The sequence below is a fragment of the Camelimonas lactis genome, assembly GCF_004342915.1.
Lineage (GTDB): Bacteria > Pseudomonadota > Alphaproteobacteria > Rhizobiales > Beijerinckiaceae > Camelimonas > Camelimonas lactis.
Genome location: NZ_SLWL01000013.1, coordinates 80,417 through 96,202 on the forward strand (window position 1 = coordinate 80,417; position 15,786 = coordinate 96,202).

The window sequence follows — 15,786 nt, forward strand, 5'->3', positions numbered from 1 at the left end:
AAGGGTTCCGGCCCATTGCAACAGGAGGATGTCCCGATGGCCGGACCCCGCGTCTCGATAGAATTTTGCACCCAGTGCCAGTGGCTGCTGCGCGCCGCCTGGATGGCCCAGGAGTTGCTGTCCACCTTTGGTCAGGATCTGGGCGAAGTGGCGCTGCTGCCCCGGACCGGCGGCGTGTTCCGCATCCAGGTGAACGACAGCCTGATCTGGGACCGCGCGGTCGACGGCGGCTTCCCGGACGCCAGGAACCTGAAGCAGCGGGTGCGCGACCTGATTGATCCGGCGCGGTCGCTTGGCCACATCGACCGGTCAGGCGGCGGAAGCTGAAGACGTCAGCGCCGGCTGTCCGCCGCACGGAGGCTGGACGCAGTGGCGTTCACCGTCTCCGCGCATGGTTTTTGTAACGCGCGGTCGCCGTGGCGACCGGGATGTTCGTCCCTCCGGGGGAGCGGGTGGGACGGATCGGGCGCTTTTCCGGGTAGGGCCTGGGGCCGGTTTCCGGGCGGGCGCGCCGGTGAAGAGAGAAGGGGGGTGAACCGTCAACAGGAGGGCGGGCATGTCGATGTTGTCAGAATACGGCGGACAGATGTTGCGCCGTAAAAGTGTGGATGCGCTCAGGGCGATGGCGCTGGCGGAGACCGGTGGGGGCGCCAGGCTGAAGCGGTCGCTGGGCGTCACGCGCCTCACCATGATCGGCATCAGCAGCACGATCGGCACCGGGATTTTCTTCATTCTTGGCGTGGCGACGCCGCTGGCCGGGCCAGCGGTGGTAATCTCCTTCGTGATCGCCGGCCTCGCGGCGGCGCTCAGCGCCCTGTGCTACGCCGAGCTGGTGTCGGCCCTGCCCACGGCCGGCTCGGCCTATTCCGCCGTTTATGCGGCGCTTGGCGAGGCGCCGGCGTTTCTCGTCGCCGCCTGTCTGTTCCTTGAATATGGCGTCTCCATCTCGGCCGTCTCCGTGACCTGGGGGCAGTATCTGAACCGGTTGGGCGACGATCTGTTTGGCCTGCACCTGCCGCATGTCCTGTCGGCGGCGCCGGCGGAGGGCGGCCTGGTCAATCTGCCGGCGGTGGCGCTGGTGGGGTTGGCGACCCTGCTGCTGCTGCGCGGCGCGCGTGAATCCGCCACGGTCAACGCCATCATGGTGCTGTTGAAGGTGGGCGTGTTGATCATGTTCATCGTGGTTGGCGCCACGGCCTTCAACGCCGGCAACTTTCACCCGTTCATGCCGCATGGGGTCTCCGGGATCGGCGCGGCGGCGGCGTTGATCTTCTTCACCTATGTGGGCATCGACAGCGTCGCCACCGCCGGCGAGGAGGCGATCAACCCCCACCGCACGCTGCCGCTGGCGACGATGATTGCCTTCATTGTGGTCACCTGCGTGTATCTGGGGGTGGCGATTGTCGCCCTGGGCGCCCAGCCTGCCGCGGAGTTCGGCGGCCAGGAGGCGGGTCTGGCGGTCATTCTGTACAAGGTGACCCAGGCGCGCTGGCCATCGGTCATCCTGACCGCCGGCGCCATCATCTCCATCTTCAGCATCGTGCTGGTGCTGCTCTACAGCCAGACCCGGGTGGCCTACGCGGTCAGTCGCGATGGCCTGTTGCCGTCCCTGTTCAGCCGCGTCGATCCCCGCACCGGCGTCCCGTCGTCCAACACCATCACCCTGGCGGCGCTCGCGGCCTTGTTGTCCGGCTTCCTGCCGCTGGGCATGCTGGCCGAGCTGGTGTCTGTTGGCACGCTCAGCGCCTTCACCATGGCGGCCCTGAGCGTCATCGTGCTGCGGGTGCGACAGCCGGACCTGCCGCGGGGCTTCCGCACGCCACTGTATCCGCTGACCCCGCTGGCCAGCATGGCCCTGTGCCTCTACCTGCTGGCTGGCCTTGCGCCGCTGACGTGGAGCCTGTTCGGCCTGTGGCTGGTGGCCGCTGCGATGGTTTATGTCTTCTACAGCATGCGGCGGTCCCATCTGTGCCCGGACTGCCGGACGTGGGAGAAGCCAGGGCCCAGGGCTGCGCCCCTGGGCTGACGGCGCCCCAGCGGAGGGGCCGTCTCCGGCCTCTCCGTGATTGCAGGCCCCATGGTTCTTCGCGTGCGGGCCCTGGTTTGAGGTGCGGCGGCCGGGAGGGCTTTTGACAGTTCTCAGTCACATACCCGCACGGCGCGGTAGCGGATGACATTGCCCCAGGGGTCGATCACCGGCTCGCGTGAAACGTAGCAGACCGGCGGCGCGGTCATGGCGCTGGCGGCGATGGCGCCAAGGGCGAGGCCGCCGACGAGGCCGGCGCCGCCATAGACGTAGCCAGGGCGATAAAAATGGCCGTGGCGGTGATGATGCCCATACCCATAACCATATCCATGGCCATGCTTTGGCCCGGCGCTGGCGGGGGTCGCGGCGGCGAGCCCGAAGCCGCCGATGGCGGCGGCGACAAAAGCGATGGCGGCCTTGCGGGTGGTGGCGGCGACGTTCATGACATCCTCCATCTGCTGCGGCGCCGCGGCTGCTGATTGCTGGCGCCCTGACGCCCATGGGTCGTGGCGATGTCCGCGATGGTTCAAGCCGGGCTCAAAAAAATCCGGGCAGGTTCGCCATGCGCCGGAAGCGCTGGCGCGACGCGCGGCGGCGCGGGTCGCGCGCGTCAGTGAACGCCTGCGAACCGTTGCCGCGTCAGCCGCGTTTCACCTGCGAGGCGTCGCCGCAGGGCGGGCGCGCGGCTTTTCTGGAAAAGAAGCGCGCGAACCGCGTGCGACATGCGTAAAATCGGGGCGACAGGGCGTTGTCGGCGAACCGGATTCCACCGGGAGGCCGGAGCAGGGAGCGCACATGGCGGAGCGACAGGCGGCAAGGCGCGCCGGGGCGCGAAACGCAAAGGCCGCGCAGGACCCAAATGACGTGGAGGGCCAATATCCGCCGGGCGCGGGCCAGGTGTTCGTGCTCGATGGCGATGGGCCGCCCCCGGTTTTGCGCCCCGGCCTGTTGCCGGATGCCTTCGCCGACTGGTTCGCGGCGCGCGGCTGGCGGCCCCGGCCGCACCAGTTGCTGTTGCTCGATCTGGCGCTGGCTGGCCGTTCGACCCTGCTGGTCGCGCCCACCGGCGCCGGCAAAACGCTTGCCGGCTTCCTGCCTTCGCTGGTGGAGCTGGCGGTGAAGCCCGACGCGGATGGCCTGCACACCCTGTACATTTCGCCGCTGAAGGCGCTGGCGGTGGATGTCGCCCGCAATCTGGAAACGCCGGTCGCCGGAATGGCGCTCGATATCCGCGTCGAGACCCGCACCGGCGACACGCCGCCGCACAAGCGCGCCCGCCAGATGCGCCGGCCGCCGCATATCCTGATGACCACGCCGGAACAGCTGGCGCTGATGCTGGCCCATCCCGATTCCGGAAAACTGTTCGGCTCCCTGCGCCGCGTCGTGCTGGATGAGCTGCACGCGCTGGTGACCTCGAAACGCGGCGATCTGCTGGCGCTGGACCTGGCGCGGGTGCGCCGGCTGGCGCCGGGCGTCGCCGTCACCGGCCTTTCGGCGACGGTGCGCGAGCCGCAGGCGCTGGCGACTTACCTCTCCGGCGTCGCCCCCCTGGCGCGGCCGGTCGACATTGTGCGCATGCAGGGCGGCGCCCGCCCGGAGATCGCCATTCTGGATGGCCAGCTTGAGCTGCCCATCGCCGGCCACACCACCGCCTGGGCCATGCCCGACGTTTACCAGGCCATCCGCAGCCATCGCCTGACGCTGGTTTTCGTCAACACGCGCCTGCAGGCCGAATTCGCCTTTCAGGAGTTGTGGCGGCTGAACGAGGATACGCTGCCCATCGCCCTGCATCATGGCTCGCTCGACGCCACCCGGCGTCGCCGGGTGGAGGCGGCGATGGTCGACGGCCGCCTGCGAGCGGTGGTGTGCACCGCGACGCTCGATCTGGGCGTCGACTGGGGCGATGTCGATCTGGTCATCAACCTTGGCGCGCCGAAGGGCGCCAGCCGGCTGATGCAGCGGATTGGCCGCGCCAACCACCGGCTGGACGAGCCGTCGCGGGCCTGGCTGGTTCCCTCCAACCGGTTCGAGGCGCTGGAATGCGAGGCGGCGCTGGAACTGGTGGAGGAGGCGGCGCAGGATACGCCGGACCCGCGCGCCGGCGCGCTCGACGTGCTGGCCCAGCATGTGCTCGGCATGGCCGTGGCCGGGCCGTTCACCGAAGACGGCCTGTTCGCCGAGGTCAGCTCCGCCGCGCCCTACGCCGGGCTGTCGCGGGCCGATTTCGACGACGTGCTGGCCTTCGCCGCCACTGGCGGCTACGCCCTGCGCAGCTATGAGCAGTTCGCCCGCATCCGCCGCGACAGCCATGGCCAGTGGCGCATCGCCACCGCCGCCGCCGCCCAGCGCTACCGGCTGAACGTGGGAACCATCGTCGAGGCGGCGAAGATCAAGGTGCGGCTGTCGCGCCCGATGCGGGCCCGCCGCCCGGACGGCAAACCCGGCCTGACGCCGCGCCCGGCGATGGGCGGGCGCTTCCTGGGCGAGGTGGAGGAGGATTTCGCCGAGCAGCTGGTTGCCGGCGACACCTTTGTCTTTGCCGGCGAAATTTTGCGCTTCGAGGGGCTCGTCGCCAATGAGGCGCTGGTGACGCGGGCCACCGGCCGTGACCCGAAAATTCCCGCCTGGGCCGGCGGCAAGTTTCCGCTCTCCACCTTTCTCGCCGCGCGGGTGCGGCAATTGCTGGCCGATCCCGACAGCTGGGAGGCTCTGCCGCCCGAGGTGCGAACCTGGCTGACCTGGCAGCAGCAGCATTCGCGCCTGCCGCAGCCGGACGAACTGCTGGCGGAAACCTTTCCCCACGCCGGCCGCCATTATCTGGCGGTCTGGCCGTTCGAGGGGCGGCTCGCCCACCAGACCCTCGGCATGTTGCTGACCCGGCGGCTGGAGCGGGCCCGCCTGCGGCCTCTCGGCTTCGTCGCCAACGACTACGGCGTCGCCGTCTGGGCGGCCGGCGATCTGGCCGCGGCCTTCGCCACGGGTTCATCCGGCGCGCCGCGCCTGGCGCTGGACGATCTGTTCAGCGAGGACATGCTGGGCGATGACCTTGAGGAATGGCTGGATGAATCAGCGCTGATGAAACGCACCTTCCGTCATTGCGCCATTATCGCTGGGCTCATCGAGCGACGTCATCCCGGCATGGCCGCCAAAACCGGTCGCCAGGTCACCATCTCCACCGATCTGATCTACGACGTGCTGCGCCGCCACGAGCCTGACCATGTGCTGTTGCGCGCGGCGCGACGCGACGCCGCTTCCGGCCTGCTTGATCTGAAGCGCCTCGCCGATATGCTGGCGCGTATTCGCGGACGCGTGGTCTGGCAGCCGCTGGAGCGGATTTCGCCCCTGTCCATCGCGCTTGTGCTGGAAATCGGCCGGGAATCGACGCCCGGCGACGCGGACGCCCTGCTGGCCGAAGCGGAAGGCGCGCTGGTTGACGAAGCTCTTGCCTGAGAAACCCCTGGCTGGAAAGCTCTTGCCTGAACGGACCTCCCCCTCCACCCGGGCGCCCCACGTCGCTGCTCCGGCGGGCGGCGCGGAAGCGGTCTTCGTGCGCCTTGGCGCGACGCTGTTCCTCGCCGATCCCTCCGGCGTGCTGTTCGAGCCGCAGGCGCGGCTGCTGGTCGTCGCCGACCTGCACCTGGAAAAAGGCTCGGCCTTTGCGGCGCGCGGCGTGCTGCTGCCGCCCTGGGACACGCGCGCCACCCTGCGCCGGCTGGCCGCGACCATTGCCCGCCTGCAACCCGCCGCCGTGATCGCCCTTGGCGACAGTTTCCATGATGTCGGCGGCCCGGCCCGGCTCGATCCGCAGGACCGGGCGCTGCTCGCCGATCTGCGCCATGGCCGTGACTGGTTGTGGGTGACCGGCAACCACGATCCGGCCATCCCCCCGGAACTGGGCGGCGCCTCGGCCGATGTGTTTCGCCATGGCGGCGTTACCTACCGGCATGCGCCGGAAGCTGCGCTGACGGAGGCGGACGGCGTCGAACTGTGCGGCCATCTGCATCCGGTTGCCCGCCTGCGGGTGCGCGGCCGTTCGCTGCGCCGGCGCTGCTTCGCGTTTGGGCAGCGCCGCTGCATCCTGCCGGCCTTCGGCGCCTATGCCGGCGGCCTGAATGTGCGCGACGCCGCCTTCGCGCCGCTGTTCCCGGGCGGGCTCGCCGTGCGTATTCTGGGCGAGCAGCGGGTGTTCGCGGCGCCGGCCTCCCTGCTGCTGCCGGATTGAGCCGGGCGGGGCTGCGTGTGCCCTTTCGCGCATTGTTCTTGATGGGTGGCGAACCCGGCTTGTCATGAAGACAATCCGTCGCACCGCGAAGGGTTCTGTTACAGGGTTCTGTTGAGGAGCCGCGGGGGCTCACCGGCAATGCCCTGAGCTGTGGAGCGAACCGGCGCCGTTGCGCCGGCGCCTTGCGCCAGCCGCCAGGTTGCGTTTCCCTTGCGTGAAGCAGCGGGCGCTTCGCCGGCACACCCTCGCGGAAGGCCACGTTAACGACCGGGCGGAGACACAAGTGAGCAACGCCGAGCGCCAGTTCGACCTGTTCGACAATGAGGCCGGCTTCCAGGCGGCGCCCCCGGCCGCGCCCAAATCCCGCCGCCGCGCCGTGTCAGCAGCCGCTCTGCCGCCGGACGCAAACGCAGCCCCGGGCGATCTGTCGCCCGAAGCCATGGCGCAGGCGCTGGCGCAAACCGGCGATTATCGCATCCTGCGCCGCCTCAAGCCGCGCCCGGTGATTGACCGCGCCCTCAGCCCCCTGCCGCGTCTTGCGGTGATCGTCGACACCGAGACGACGGGCCTGCGCCATGATGCGGATGAGGTGATCGAGATCGGCGCCGTGGCCTTCACCTATGGCGATGACCGCGCCATCGGCGATGTGGTCGGCGTCTATGGCGCGCTTCAGGAGCCATCGCGGCCGATCCCGCCAGAGATTACCCGCCTCACCGGCATCACCGACGCCATGGTCGCCGGCCAGCGCATTGATGAAGCGGCGCTGGCGGCGCTGCTGGCGCCGGCGGATCTGGTCATCGCCCACAACGCCGGCTTCGACCGGCCGTTCTGCGAGGCGCTGTCGCCGGTGTTCGCGGCGAAGGCCTGGGCCTGTTCGGTGAAGGAGGTCCCCTGGCGCGATTATGGCTTCGAAGGCGCGAGGCTGGGCTATCTGGTGGGGCAGGCCGGACTGTTCCACGACGGCCACCGCGCGCTCGACGATTGTCACGCCCTGCTGGAGGTGCTGGCCCGCCCGGCTCGCGTCCACGACGCGGCGGCGCAGGCGCATCCTGGCGGAGCGCCCGGCGGCGACGCAACGGCAGCCGGAGCGCCGACGCCATTCGCCGCGCTGCTCGCCGCCAGCCGGCGCATCAGCGTGCGCATCTGGGCTGAACGCAGCCCCTTCGACATGAAAGACCAGCTGAAAGCCCGCGGCTACCGCTGGTCCGATGGCTCCGACGGCCGCCCCAGGGCATGGTGGATCGAGACGCCAGAAGAGGCCGCGGAGGAAGAACTCCGCTTCCTCCGCGACGAGATTTACCAGTGGCCCGACGCATCGCCCTACCGCCAGATCCTGAGCGCCCACGACCGCTTCCGCCCGGGCTGAGGCGAAGCGCCTGCGACGGGGGATGTCGCGTTCGGTTGGCTAAGCCCGGGCGGCGCGGCGTTTCCTGTCAGGAAGTACCATTGCCAAATTGAGTTGTATGGCACGCAAATGCACTAACAGCCGCGTGTCCCTGCGCTATCAGGTTCCAACCCGCCATACCATTTGGCCGTCGCTCGACCATTGCCGGATGCTGACGGTGGCGCCGACGGAACTGGAGATGAGCGCATATAGCACGTTTCCCGATGCGGCGGCGTCGTCAACGGTGGGATTGACGCCCAGCTGGAACCTGCCGGCTGTCCACAAGGGGCGAAGCGTCACGCCCCGGACCGTCGTTCCGCTCGTCCAACTAGATGGAGCGCAGAGCAACAAGTTCTTATAGTTGGCGCTATCGTAAATAATTGAACGTCCGCATTGTTGGTCGTCGTCAAATGACAGATTAAAAACCGGCGAAATATACTCAGATGCAGCGTAGCCATATGTGTTATTCAGTGTGATGGTCATTCTCGCCGGGCTCGTATCCCCCTGGATGGTTTGATATGTTAAATCGTAGTCTGTCGCTGTTGCGGGTGGGTTACTTATTACGGGCGTCCTCGAGCTGATGTTCACGCCATTTATGCCTCCAACGGTATAGGTTGCCGCGGTGTTGGTTGTGTCGATGTTTACGAGCGTGTTCGAGCCAGGTTTCGTGGGGTTGAACTGTTCCATTTTTACTTTGTCGTATTTCTGCGGAATTGTGTCGGCGGGTAAATGGAATTCATAGGTGTTCCCGAAGTCATCCGTCATCAATATGTTGATATCTGTTTGAATGTACCGCTTGTTGTATACGGCGCCAAAGCCGATATAACGGCTAACGTAGATAACGTTGTCATTTTTCGGTGGTTTGATCTTGGCTCCGTAGTCGATATTGCTCTGCATCTTATAGGTGCCGTCCTTGGTTGGCACGATCACATTCTCCAGATTGGATATATTTGTCGGCCATAGATAAAGGCGGTAATCATACAGTTCGTTGACATTGGATGAATAGCAGCATTTATTATCTTTTAGATAATTTACTGCGTCCTCGACAACGGAAAATGACACGTTATCAAATTGACATTTATCCTTGAATTCGGCTGATGGGCTGATCTCGTAATCGAATCGACGATAGTAATTTTCCTTGTACTCCGGGCTCCCCGGGGCATTGGCCGGGCCTTCATCAGACTGCCGGGCGCTGGAGAACGGCGTGCAGGTGACGCTGAGGCTGCCGGTGACGAGTTGCGGCGGTGGCTTGGGATTGATCTCAATCAGATCGCCCAGTGCCGCGCCCAGTTGCGAATAGTTTTTGGGGGAGGCCTGTTCCAGGGCTGGCGGTGTTCCAGCGAGGAAAGATCCGGTCGGGCTGATCATGACGCCGAGAGTGAGAGGCTGGGGATTGTTGCTCACGCCGTGCCGGATATAGTAATAAAGGGTTGCTATGCTACCAGTGACATTGGATGAATTCGTGTCGAGAATCGCGATTGGCGCCGGGGCGTCAAGATCTTTCTGTTTGTAATCATTCGGGGCGTTATCATATCCCCACGTTTTATCTGTCGGGATTGTCGGATCTGACAGCTGGGCGATGGGGTCGCCAGATACATAATCCAGAAACAGCACCTGCTGGGACACCGCTGCGGGGGAAGGGCAGGCGCTTTGGGGAATGGCTCCCGCGTCAAAAGCCGAGGTGAGCGTGAAAGTAAGAATTATCGGGGCCTGCTGCAGCCCGTTGGCATAGATACTATAGGAATTTTTAAAGTTGTTTGGACCAGTGTTGAACTCGATACTTGTGTTGTTGACGGAACTCCACGGGTCTACGAATTCATAAAAAACCGCGTCGTCCACCGGAGTGAGGGTCTCCGCTGTCTGGCCGTCTCGAAGTATTGTTACCTTCACCTCACCGTTTGTCAGCGCGGTGCCGATCAGTCTGGCTTCAAAATAGCCATGGCATATGGCGCCATACCTGTCATGATCGGTGCAGACCACGGTGATTGTGTTGGGCATATTATCGTCGTGGCCAACGAATGTGGCTATGGGCTCGGAGGTCTGAAGGGTGACCGTGGGGTTGCCTCCAAGGGGGGCGCCTGACAACTCGACCCAGCCGCTGATCAGCAGGTAGCTTCTGCCGTCAGCAGGCGCCTGGGGAGTGTTCGTCCGCTTGTCCATTGGGGTGCCGCTGCCGCTGCCGGCTATAATGTTGGAATCTCCATCTTTGTTGCAAACCGCCGCGTCATTGAATATCGCGGTGACTTTAGTGTTATACTCAAATGTGTATGGCGGGCGTTGATCGTCGACGGTTCCATCGGCATCGTCGATGTCAACCAGTAAAGTTCCGGAAACCCAAAGTGGAGATGTAAAATACGCCGTTGCTTTACCGGAAGTGTCGCTGGTCAAATTGCTATGAAATTCGTTGGCGCCCGTTTTATATGTGCCATTTTCGTCGCAAAATCTCGCGCCATTGTTGTTTGGGGGCAGACTCATGTGAACGGGTATGTTTTCCAGATATGAATTCCCAGCCTTCACTGTTGCGGTTGCCTGGATGATTCCACACATGGGGGTGGAATTCGGGACAAGTGTCACCGTAAGCGAGTCAACCTTGGCGCGGACAAAATTGATCTCGTTATACGGCGTAAGTGAATCCTGCGATGGAGTTGTATAAGTTGCACTCCACCGTTACATTTCCCGTCCAGCCGCCGGCGAACAGGGTGGTTCTGGCGCAACCATATTGGTCTGTTGTTGTTGTGTAGGTCCCGTAGTTTCCTGGGTTGAGGTAGGGCTGCTGCTGGGCTAAGGGGTCATAGGACGGTGTGTCAATCTCAAACGTGATTGACTTGGACGCACAAGGCGCCCCGGATTTGGTTAGCGTGGCGGTGAGCAGGACGCCGTTCGTGATTGGTACATTAGCTCCGTTGCTCTGTAGTTCCAGTGTGTATCCGTCACCACTATCGGTATTGTCGCCGGCGCTCATTTTGTATTCCTTTATAAGTTAATGGATGAGTATCAACAATCTCGATGACTATTTTAATATTTTACAAATATTAACTATTCCGGTGCGGCGGAGGCGTATGCTTTCGCCGCATCAAATACGCGTCCCGGACGCCGGTTGAGCCGGCGTGGGTGCGATGTGAGCCAGCCATCCCAGGATGGACGCCGGGACAGCATGGAATGTATCCACGCGCCAATGACGTTGCCGCGCCGGGCTGCCACTAGGGAAGATGTCGCTGGTGAATGCGTCGTTGTGATCGTCATGTGACGCGAGTTCGATCGGCAGCAAAGTTGGGCCATGGACCGCAGTGTGGTGGTTGGCTCCCATCAGCGCCTCATTTGTCGGCGTTGGCTGGCGGTGGCTGGTGTCTTTCACGGCGTGTCCGGGTCCAGGCGCGCGCCCGGAGGGATCATCTGCGCTGTCAGCGAATGCTGGCGCCACATGGGGAACCGCCCACAAGTTCTGCGAAGGCGGAGGCGCCGCGCTGGAGGGGCCACCGCCTCCCCCAAATTTGCCAATCGTCGCGGCGAAAAGCCCAAACATAAAGCTCCATTTATGTACCTGCTTGGAGGTTTTTAGGACCTTTGCGTTATGGTCTTGTACGCTGCCGGAATCCGGCGTGTCATAACTGTGGGCAATTGGTTCGTAGATGGAGTCCAGGAGTCCGCTCACCCCCCAAACAACAAATGAGAGAGCAGTGGCCGCGCCAAGGGCAGCCCCAGCGCCGCCAGCAGTGAACCCTGCGGCAAGGACCGCGCTGCCAGCGCCATAGGTAAGGGCTACAGACACTGCGATGACGCCGAGCCACAGCACCACCTTCCACCATTTGGCCCGTCCAGTAGGGTCTTTGTAATTTACGGGATCGTTATCGCAGTATGCGAAAGGGTTGTATCCACCCTTTCCGAATGGGCTTTCGTTATCTGGCGCGATGAAGCGGCCTGTTGCGGGGTCGTATGGCCTGTATCCGTTTCCGAGGTGCTGGAGACCTGTTGCGGCGTCCCTGTAGTGTCCGTTGTAGCCGATGAGTGGCGCGTTTCTGAGGCTGTCGGGGGAAGCGGCTCCATATGGATCCCATGCGATTGTGTTGAATGAGGTTGTGTTTACGGGCGCCCATCCGTTGACTGTTCCGGATGCGTCAGCTGCGATGACCCTGATTCCGCGTGGTCCTTTTTCGACAGCGGGTCCGCCGGCGGCGTGGAGCCATGCGGTTTCGCGTCCCTGGGACATGACGCCGTCCGGAGACTCGACGATGAGGGAGAGGGCGTTGCCGGCGTAGAAGAAGTAGATGGGATCGCCCTGGGCCGGGATCTCGCAGATGAGGCGGTTGAGGGCGTCGTAGCGGTAGGTGGCGATGGTGGCGTCGTTTTCCCTGACGCTGGCGAGACGTCCGAAGCCGTCATAGGTGTATGTGCGGCCGGCCATGGCGGTTGTCGCGCCGGCGGCGTTGCTTGTCACGTCCTGGCCATTGAGCTTTGCCAGGACGAAGGGGTTGGCGTCGTCTCCTTCCGTGACATAGGTATAGGTGGTTGTGTCGGCGCTGCCAGCGGTGCGGGTGACGGCTGTGATGTTGTTGTAGTCATCGTAGGTGTAGCCGATTTCCGAGATTGGGGTTCCGCTGGCTGTTGCCGGCGGCTTTTCGCCGGAGCATGTGTATTTTGTAAGTCGCAGGCGTTCGTCGTAGGTATAATTGTTTGTCTGGACGACGGTTTTGTCGTTGATCAGGACGCTGGTTTGCGCGACGAGGCTGTTTTTTCCGTATTTTTTTCCGGCGGTTTTGGTGGATGTTCCGCCGGTTATGGTGAGCGTGTCGCCGCCTGTGAGGGAGATGGTGCGGTATGTCTCGCGATTGAAGTCATCATAGGCGACCGTTTCGGTTGCGATGGCGCTGCCGCCGACCATTGATGTGGTCCAGTCGGTGACAAGTCCGCTGTCGTCGTCATAGGTGTAGCTGACGCTGACGCCGCCATCGCGGGCGGTTCCGCGCTTTGTGCTGGCGAGGCGTCCGTAGCTGTCATAGGAGAAGGAGAACGTGCGACCTGTGGGATCGGTGTAGGTGAGCGGCCTGCCGAGGGCGGTATATGTCCATGTGGCGGGACTGCCGAGATCCTTGCCGTCCAGGGTGATCTTTTCGGAGATGAGGCGGCCCCATACGTCATATGTGCGGGTGATGGTCGAGTTGTTTGCGGGGTCCGCCGTGTCGGTCTGCGTTGCGGTTGCGAGGAGCCCGGCGGGGTTCTGGTCGGAATCCTGGTCGCCGGGGGCGGGGTTTTTGTAATAGGTGAAGTCGTGGGAGAGGGCGCCGTCCTTGACCTCGCGTTTTTCGAGGGCCTGGCCGAGCTCGTTGACATAGGTGGAGATGACGGTGTTCCCGCCTGTTATGGCGTGGGATGCGGGACGTGTGGCGGCCCCTTCATAGGTCCATACGCTCTCCTGCTTTCCCCATGTCTCCGTGAGGATGCGTCCGAGACCGTCGTGGGAGCGCGAGGCGACCTGCAGGCTGTTGATGCTGACGGCGGTTGGCAGGGCCTTGGTGAAGGCGGCGTCATATGTGACGCCGATGCTGGTCCCGTCGGCGAGGGTGAAGGCTGTGGGGCGGTTCCAGTCGTCGTAGCTGGTTTGGGTGACGTTGCCGCTCTCGTCGGTATGGACGCGCAGGCGCTTCCGCCCGTCATGCTGCATGAAGGACGTTCCCTCCACCGCGCCGGGTGCGGTCGTGCGCGTGACCTTGGCCGGGTTCTGGTGCGTGTCATATTCGGTGACGGTCCTGCCGGACCTTGCGGGGGGTGTGTTCCGGTTCCATGAGGCGATGCTTTTGAGCGAGACGGGGTCGAAGTCGTCATTGCTCCACGGCCCCCTGGTGATCTCCCGGATGTTGTTGATGGTCCATGCGTCGTATGCGAAGGACCCGTTGATGGTGCTGCTGGCGCCGCCGGCCTGATCGCGGATGGTGGTGGTGCTCGGCCTGCCGAGGGCGTCATAGGTGGCGCTGGCGACCTGTGGCCACCCGTCGCTCTGATCGGTTCCGTCGCCCTGGTAGGCCGCGGTGACGCGCGAGGCTCCGTCGCACTCGACGCGGGCCTGGCGTCCGGCGTTGTCGGAGATGATGGCGGAGAGGGTTGCGACGCTGTCGCCTCCCCGTTTGGCGAGGGTGTAGGCGCAGCTGGTGATGTGGGCGTAGTCGCCGCCGCTGGCGGTGGTCAGGGTCTGGATGCGGCCGAGCCAGTCATAGGCGCGGGTGTTGATGACGCCGAGTTCGTTGATGCTTTGCGTCATCTGTCCGGTGCGGACGCAGAAGGAGCGGCTGGCGGTGGCTGTGGCGGCGGCCGGCAGGTAGCCGGTATACTCCAGATTCTCGGTGAAGGTGTCGTCGGTGGTGTTGTAGGTCATGGCGATCCGGGCGACGTCCTGGAACTTGCCCTTTTCGTCTGGCAACTGTTCCGTGACGGTGCTGATGCGCCCCAGATCCTGGCCAGTGGAGACATAGGTGACGGTGAGCAGGCGCAGCTTTGTCTTGTTGTTGAGGTCGGCGTCGCTGGCAAGGGTTGATGAGCGGACGGCGGAAGGCACGACGGCATAAGGGGCGGGCCCGCTGGCGCCGCCGGCTCCGGGAATGGCAATGCTCTTCCATGCAAACTCATGCAGTTCGGTGCGGGCGTCGAAGGCGTTGCCATCGGGATCCTGGGCCGGATAGGTGATGGTGATGGTCTTGATGTAGTGCTTGCGCCCGGAGAGACTGGCGGGGCATTCGTAAGTGAAGCCGTCGGACAATGTGGCGTTGCTGCCGCTGGCGTCGTAATAGACGTAGTCGGTCCTGATCCCGTCCGGCGTCTGCATCATGGTGCGCACGCCGTCCTGGGTGTCATAGGAGAACAGCGTCGTCTCGGCCCGCGTGCCGCCCGTCGCCAGCGTGCTGTCCGCCGGCGCAACATAGGTCGTCGTCACCTGTTTGGGAAGCTGGTAGTTGTTCGGTTGATTGTCGAAGCCCTGCGACATGGTTCCGTAGTAAGTTGTGGCGCGCGTTTTCGACGTACTATTTATATACTTCTCTTCTTCTCGAATTAGCCTGTGGAATGCATCATAGGTGCGCGTGGTGCTTATGGGGGTTTGGCTTCCACTTATATGGTTTGTCGTGGACGAATATGTAAAAGCCGGGTTATCCTTCGCATGCGGGTAAAGATTATCCATCGCGGGATCATACGGCGTGCCCGAGGGCACTGTCTGACCGCTGCCGCCCAGGAAATTACGGGAGGTAAAGGTGTATTCGAACTTTTCGAGCGGCCCGCCGCCATGGGGCGTGCGCGTGAAGCTGGTCACGTAGGGCAGCGGGCTGGAAGGGCCTCCAGGGGGATAATTGTGACCGGCGGCCGTGTAGGTTGCCTTTTCGACCATCCCAAGTGGGTAGGTAACCTGGTCGATAACTGGGCCCTGAGGCAGGCTTCTGTCATAATCAAATGCCCACGTGCAATATTGTGCATTGCCGTTTCCGTCATCCCCTGTTGCCGAGAGTGATACCAACTGGTTTGACTGGAGGATCCCCGTATATACCACTTTGTTAGCTTCTGAATCCGGCCACAACTCGAGGGTAAAGCTGCTTGTGCTATAGGTTACTGACAGCACGCGCGCACCGCTGTCATCCCTGATGGAGGTTATCCGGGGAGCGCTCCCACTGGAGCCCCAGCTGAGCGAGAAGGCAGCGCCGGTTGGTGAGTAAATTTTGACAGGAACCTTCAACAAATGTGGGTCATTCGGTCCCGTGAGGATCTCGATGGTTCCATCGCCGTGATCGACCCTGTACTGGCTGGAGGTTGACGTCAGTTTCAGCGACGTAAGCTTGGCTTGGTTAAGCGTATACCTCCCCTGGTTGTTCTGGGTCGTATAGTTTTCTCCGTTCATGCAGGTGAGGGTGCCTGAGCTGCTGGAGGTGTCGAAGGAGCTGAAATTGAAGGCCCAGCCGCTTCCCAACCCAAAATTGCTACCTTGAAACGGGGCATAACCAATGACCAGCGGAAGCTTGGGGCCTCTGAATATGTTTTCGGAATTGTGTCCAAGCTTGACCGTGCATGTGTACATACCGGTGCGCGGATCGACATTGCTGGAAACGCTGTTCACAAAATTATCGGAATGAGAAAAATAATTAGCAGCCATCGGCGAGATCCTTGGGAAAAATCGGTGAA

The 15,786-nt window shown here is 63.3% G+C and carries 9 protein-coding genes; 5 read left to right on the forward strand and 4 right to left on the reverse strand.

Annotation, left to right across the window (positions count from 1 at the left end):
• Window positions 1-36: 36 nt before the first annotated feature.
• The gene (locus EV666_RS14155; protein ID WP_132009320.1) at window positions 37-327 is read left to right on the forward strand and encodes an Rdx family protein; all 291 of its coding nucleotides are present in this window, start codon (window positions 37-39) and stop codon (window positions 325-327) included.
• Window positions 328-556: 229 nt separating this feature from the next.
• The gene (locus EV666_RS14160; RefSeq protein ID WP_245514440.1) at window positions 557-2,026 is read left to right on the forward strand and encodes an APC family permease; all 1,470 of its coding nucleotides are present in this window, start codon (window positions 557-559) and stop codon (window positions 2,024-2,026) included.
• 113 nt (window positions 2,027-2,139) lie between these two features.
• On the opposite strand, the gene EV666_RS14165 is transcribed toward EV666_RS14160, so the two are convergent.
• Window positions 2,140-2,469 carry a hypothetical protein gene (locus EV666_RS14165; protein ID WP_132009323.1) on the reverse strand — a complete coding sequence of 110 codons (330 nt, stop codon included), beginning with the start codon at window positions 2,467-2,469 and terminating at the stop codon, window positions 2,140-2,142.
• 460 nt (window positions 2,470-2,929) lie between these two features.
• Here EV666_RS14165 and EV666_RS14170 point away from each other — a divergent pair, with 460 nt between their 5' ends.
• From EV666_RS14170 to EV666_RS14180, 3 genes are all read left to right on the forward strand, one after another.
• Window positions 2,930-5,476: a ligase-associated DNA damage response DEXH box helicase gene (locus EV666_RS14170; protein ID WP_425359573.1), complete on the forward strand. Its 2,547-nt coding sequence runs from the start codon at window positions 2,930-2,932 to the stop codon at window positions 5,474-5,476.
• Window positions 5,477-5,573: 97 nt separating this feature from the next.
• Window positions 5,574-6,248, forward strand: coding sequence for a ligase-associated DNA damage response endonuclease PdeM (gene pdeM, locus EV666_RS14175; protein WP_132009464.1), 675 nt, complete (start codon window positions 5,574-5,576; stop codon window positions 6,246-6,248).
• 283 nt (window positions 6,249-6,531) lie between these two features.
• Complete coding sequence (locus tag EV666_RS14180; protein WP_376884906.1) at window positions 6,532-7,614, forward strand: 3'-5' exonuclease; 1,083 nt, start codon at window positions 6,532-6,534, stop codon at window positions 7,612-7,614.
• A 138-nt stretch (window positions 7,615-7,752) separates the two neighbouring features.
• Here EV666_RS14180 and EV666_RS14185 read toward each other — a convergent pair whose 3' ends face one another.
• From EV666_RS14185 to EV666_RS14195, 3 genes are all read right to left on the reverse strand, one after another.
• The gene (locus tag EV666_RS14185) at window positions 7,753-10,107 is read right to left on the reverse strand and encodes a hypothetical protein (RefSeq protein WP_165910030.1); all 2,355 of its coding nucleotides are present in this window, start codon (window positions 10,105-10,107) and stop codon (window positions 7,753-7,755) included.
• Between the two features lie 139 nt (window positions 10,108-10,246).
• On the reverse strand, window positions 10,247-10,594 hold the full coding sequence (locus EV666_RS14190; RefSeq protein WP_132009332.1) for a hypothetical protein: 348 nt from the start codon (window positions 10,592-10,594) through the stop codon (window positions 10,247-10,249).
• Window positions 10,595-10,705: 111 nt separating this feature from the next.
• The gene (locus EV666_RS14195; RefSeq protein WP_132009335.1) at window positions 10,706-15,757 is read right to left on the reverse strand and encodes an RHS repeat-associated core domain-containing protein; all 5,052 of its coding nucleotides are present in this window, start codon (window positions 15,755-15,757) and stop codon (window positions 10,706-10,708) included.
• Window positions 15,758-15,786 lie beyond the last annotated feature (29 nt).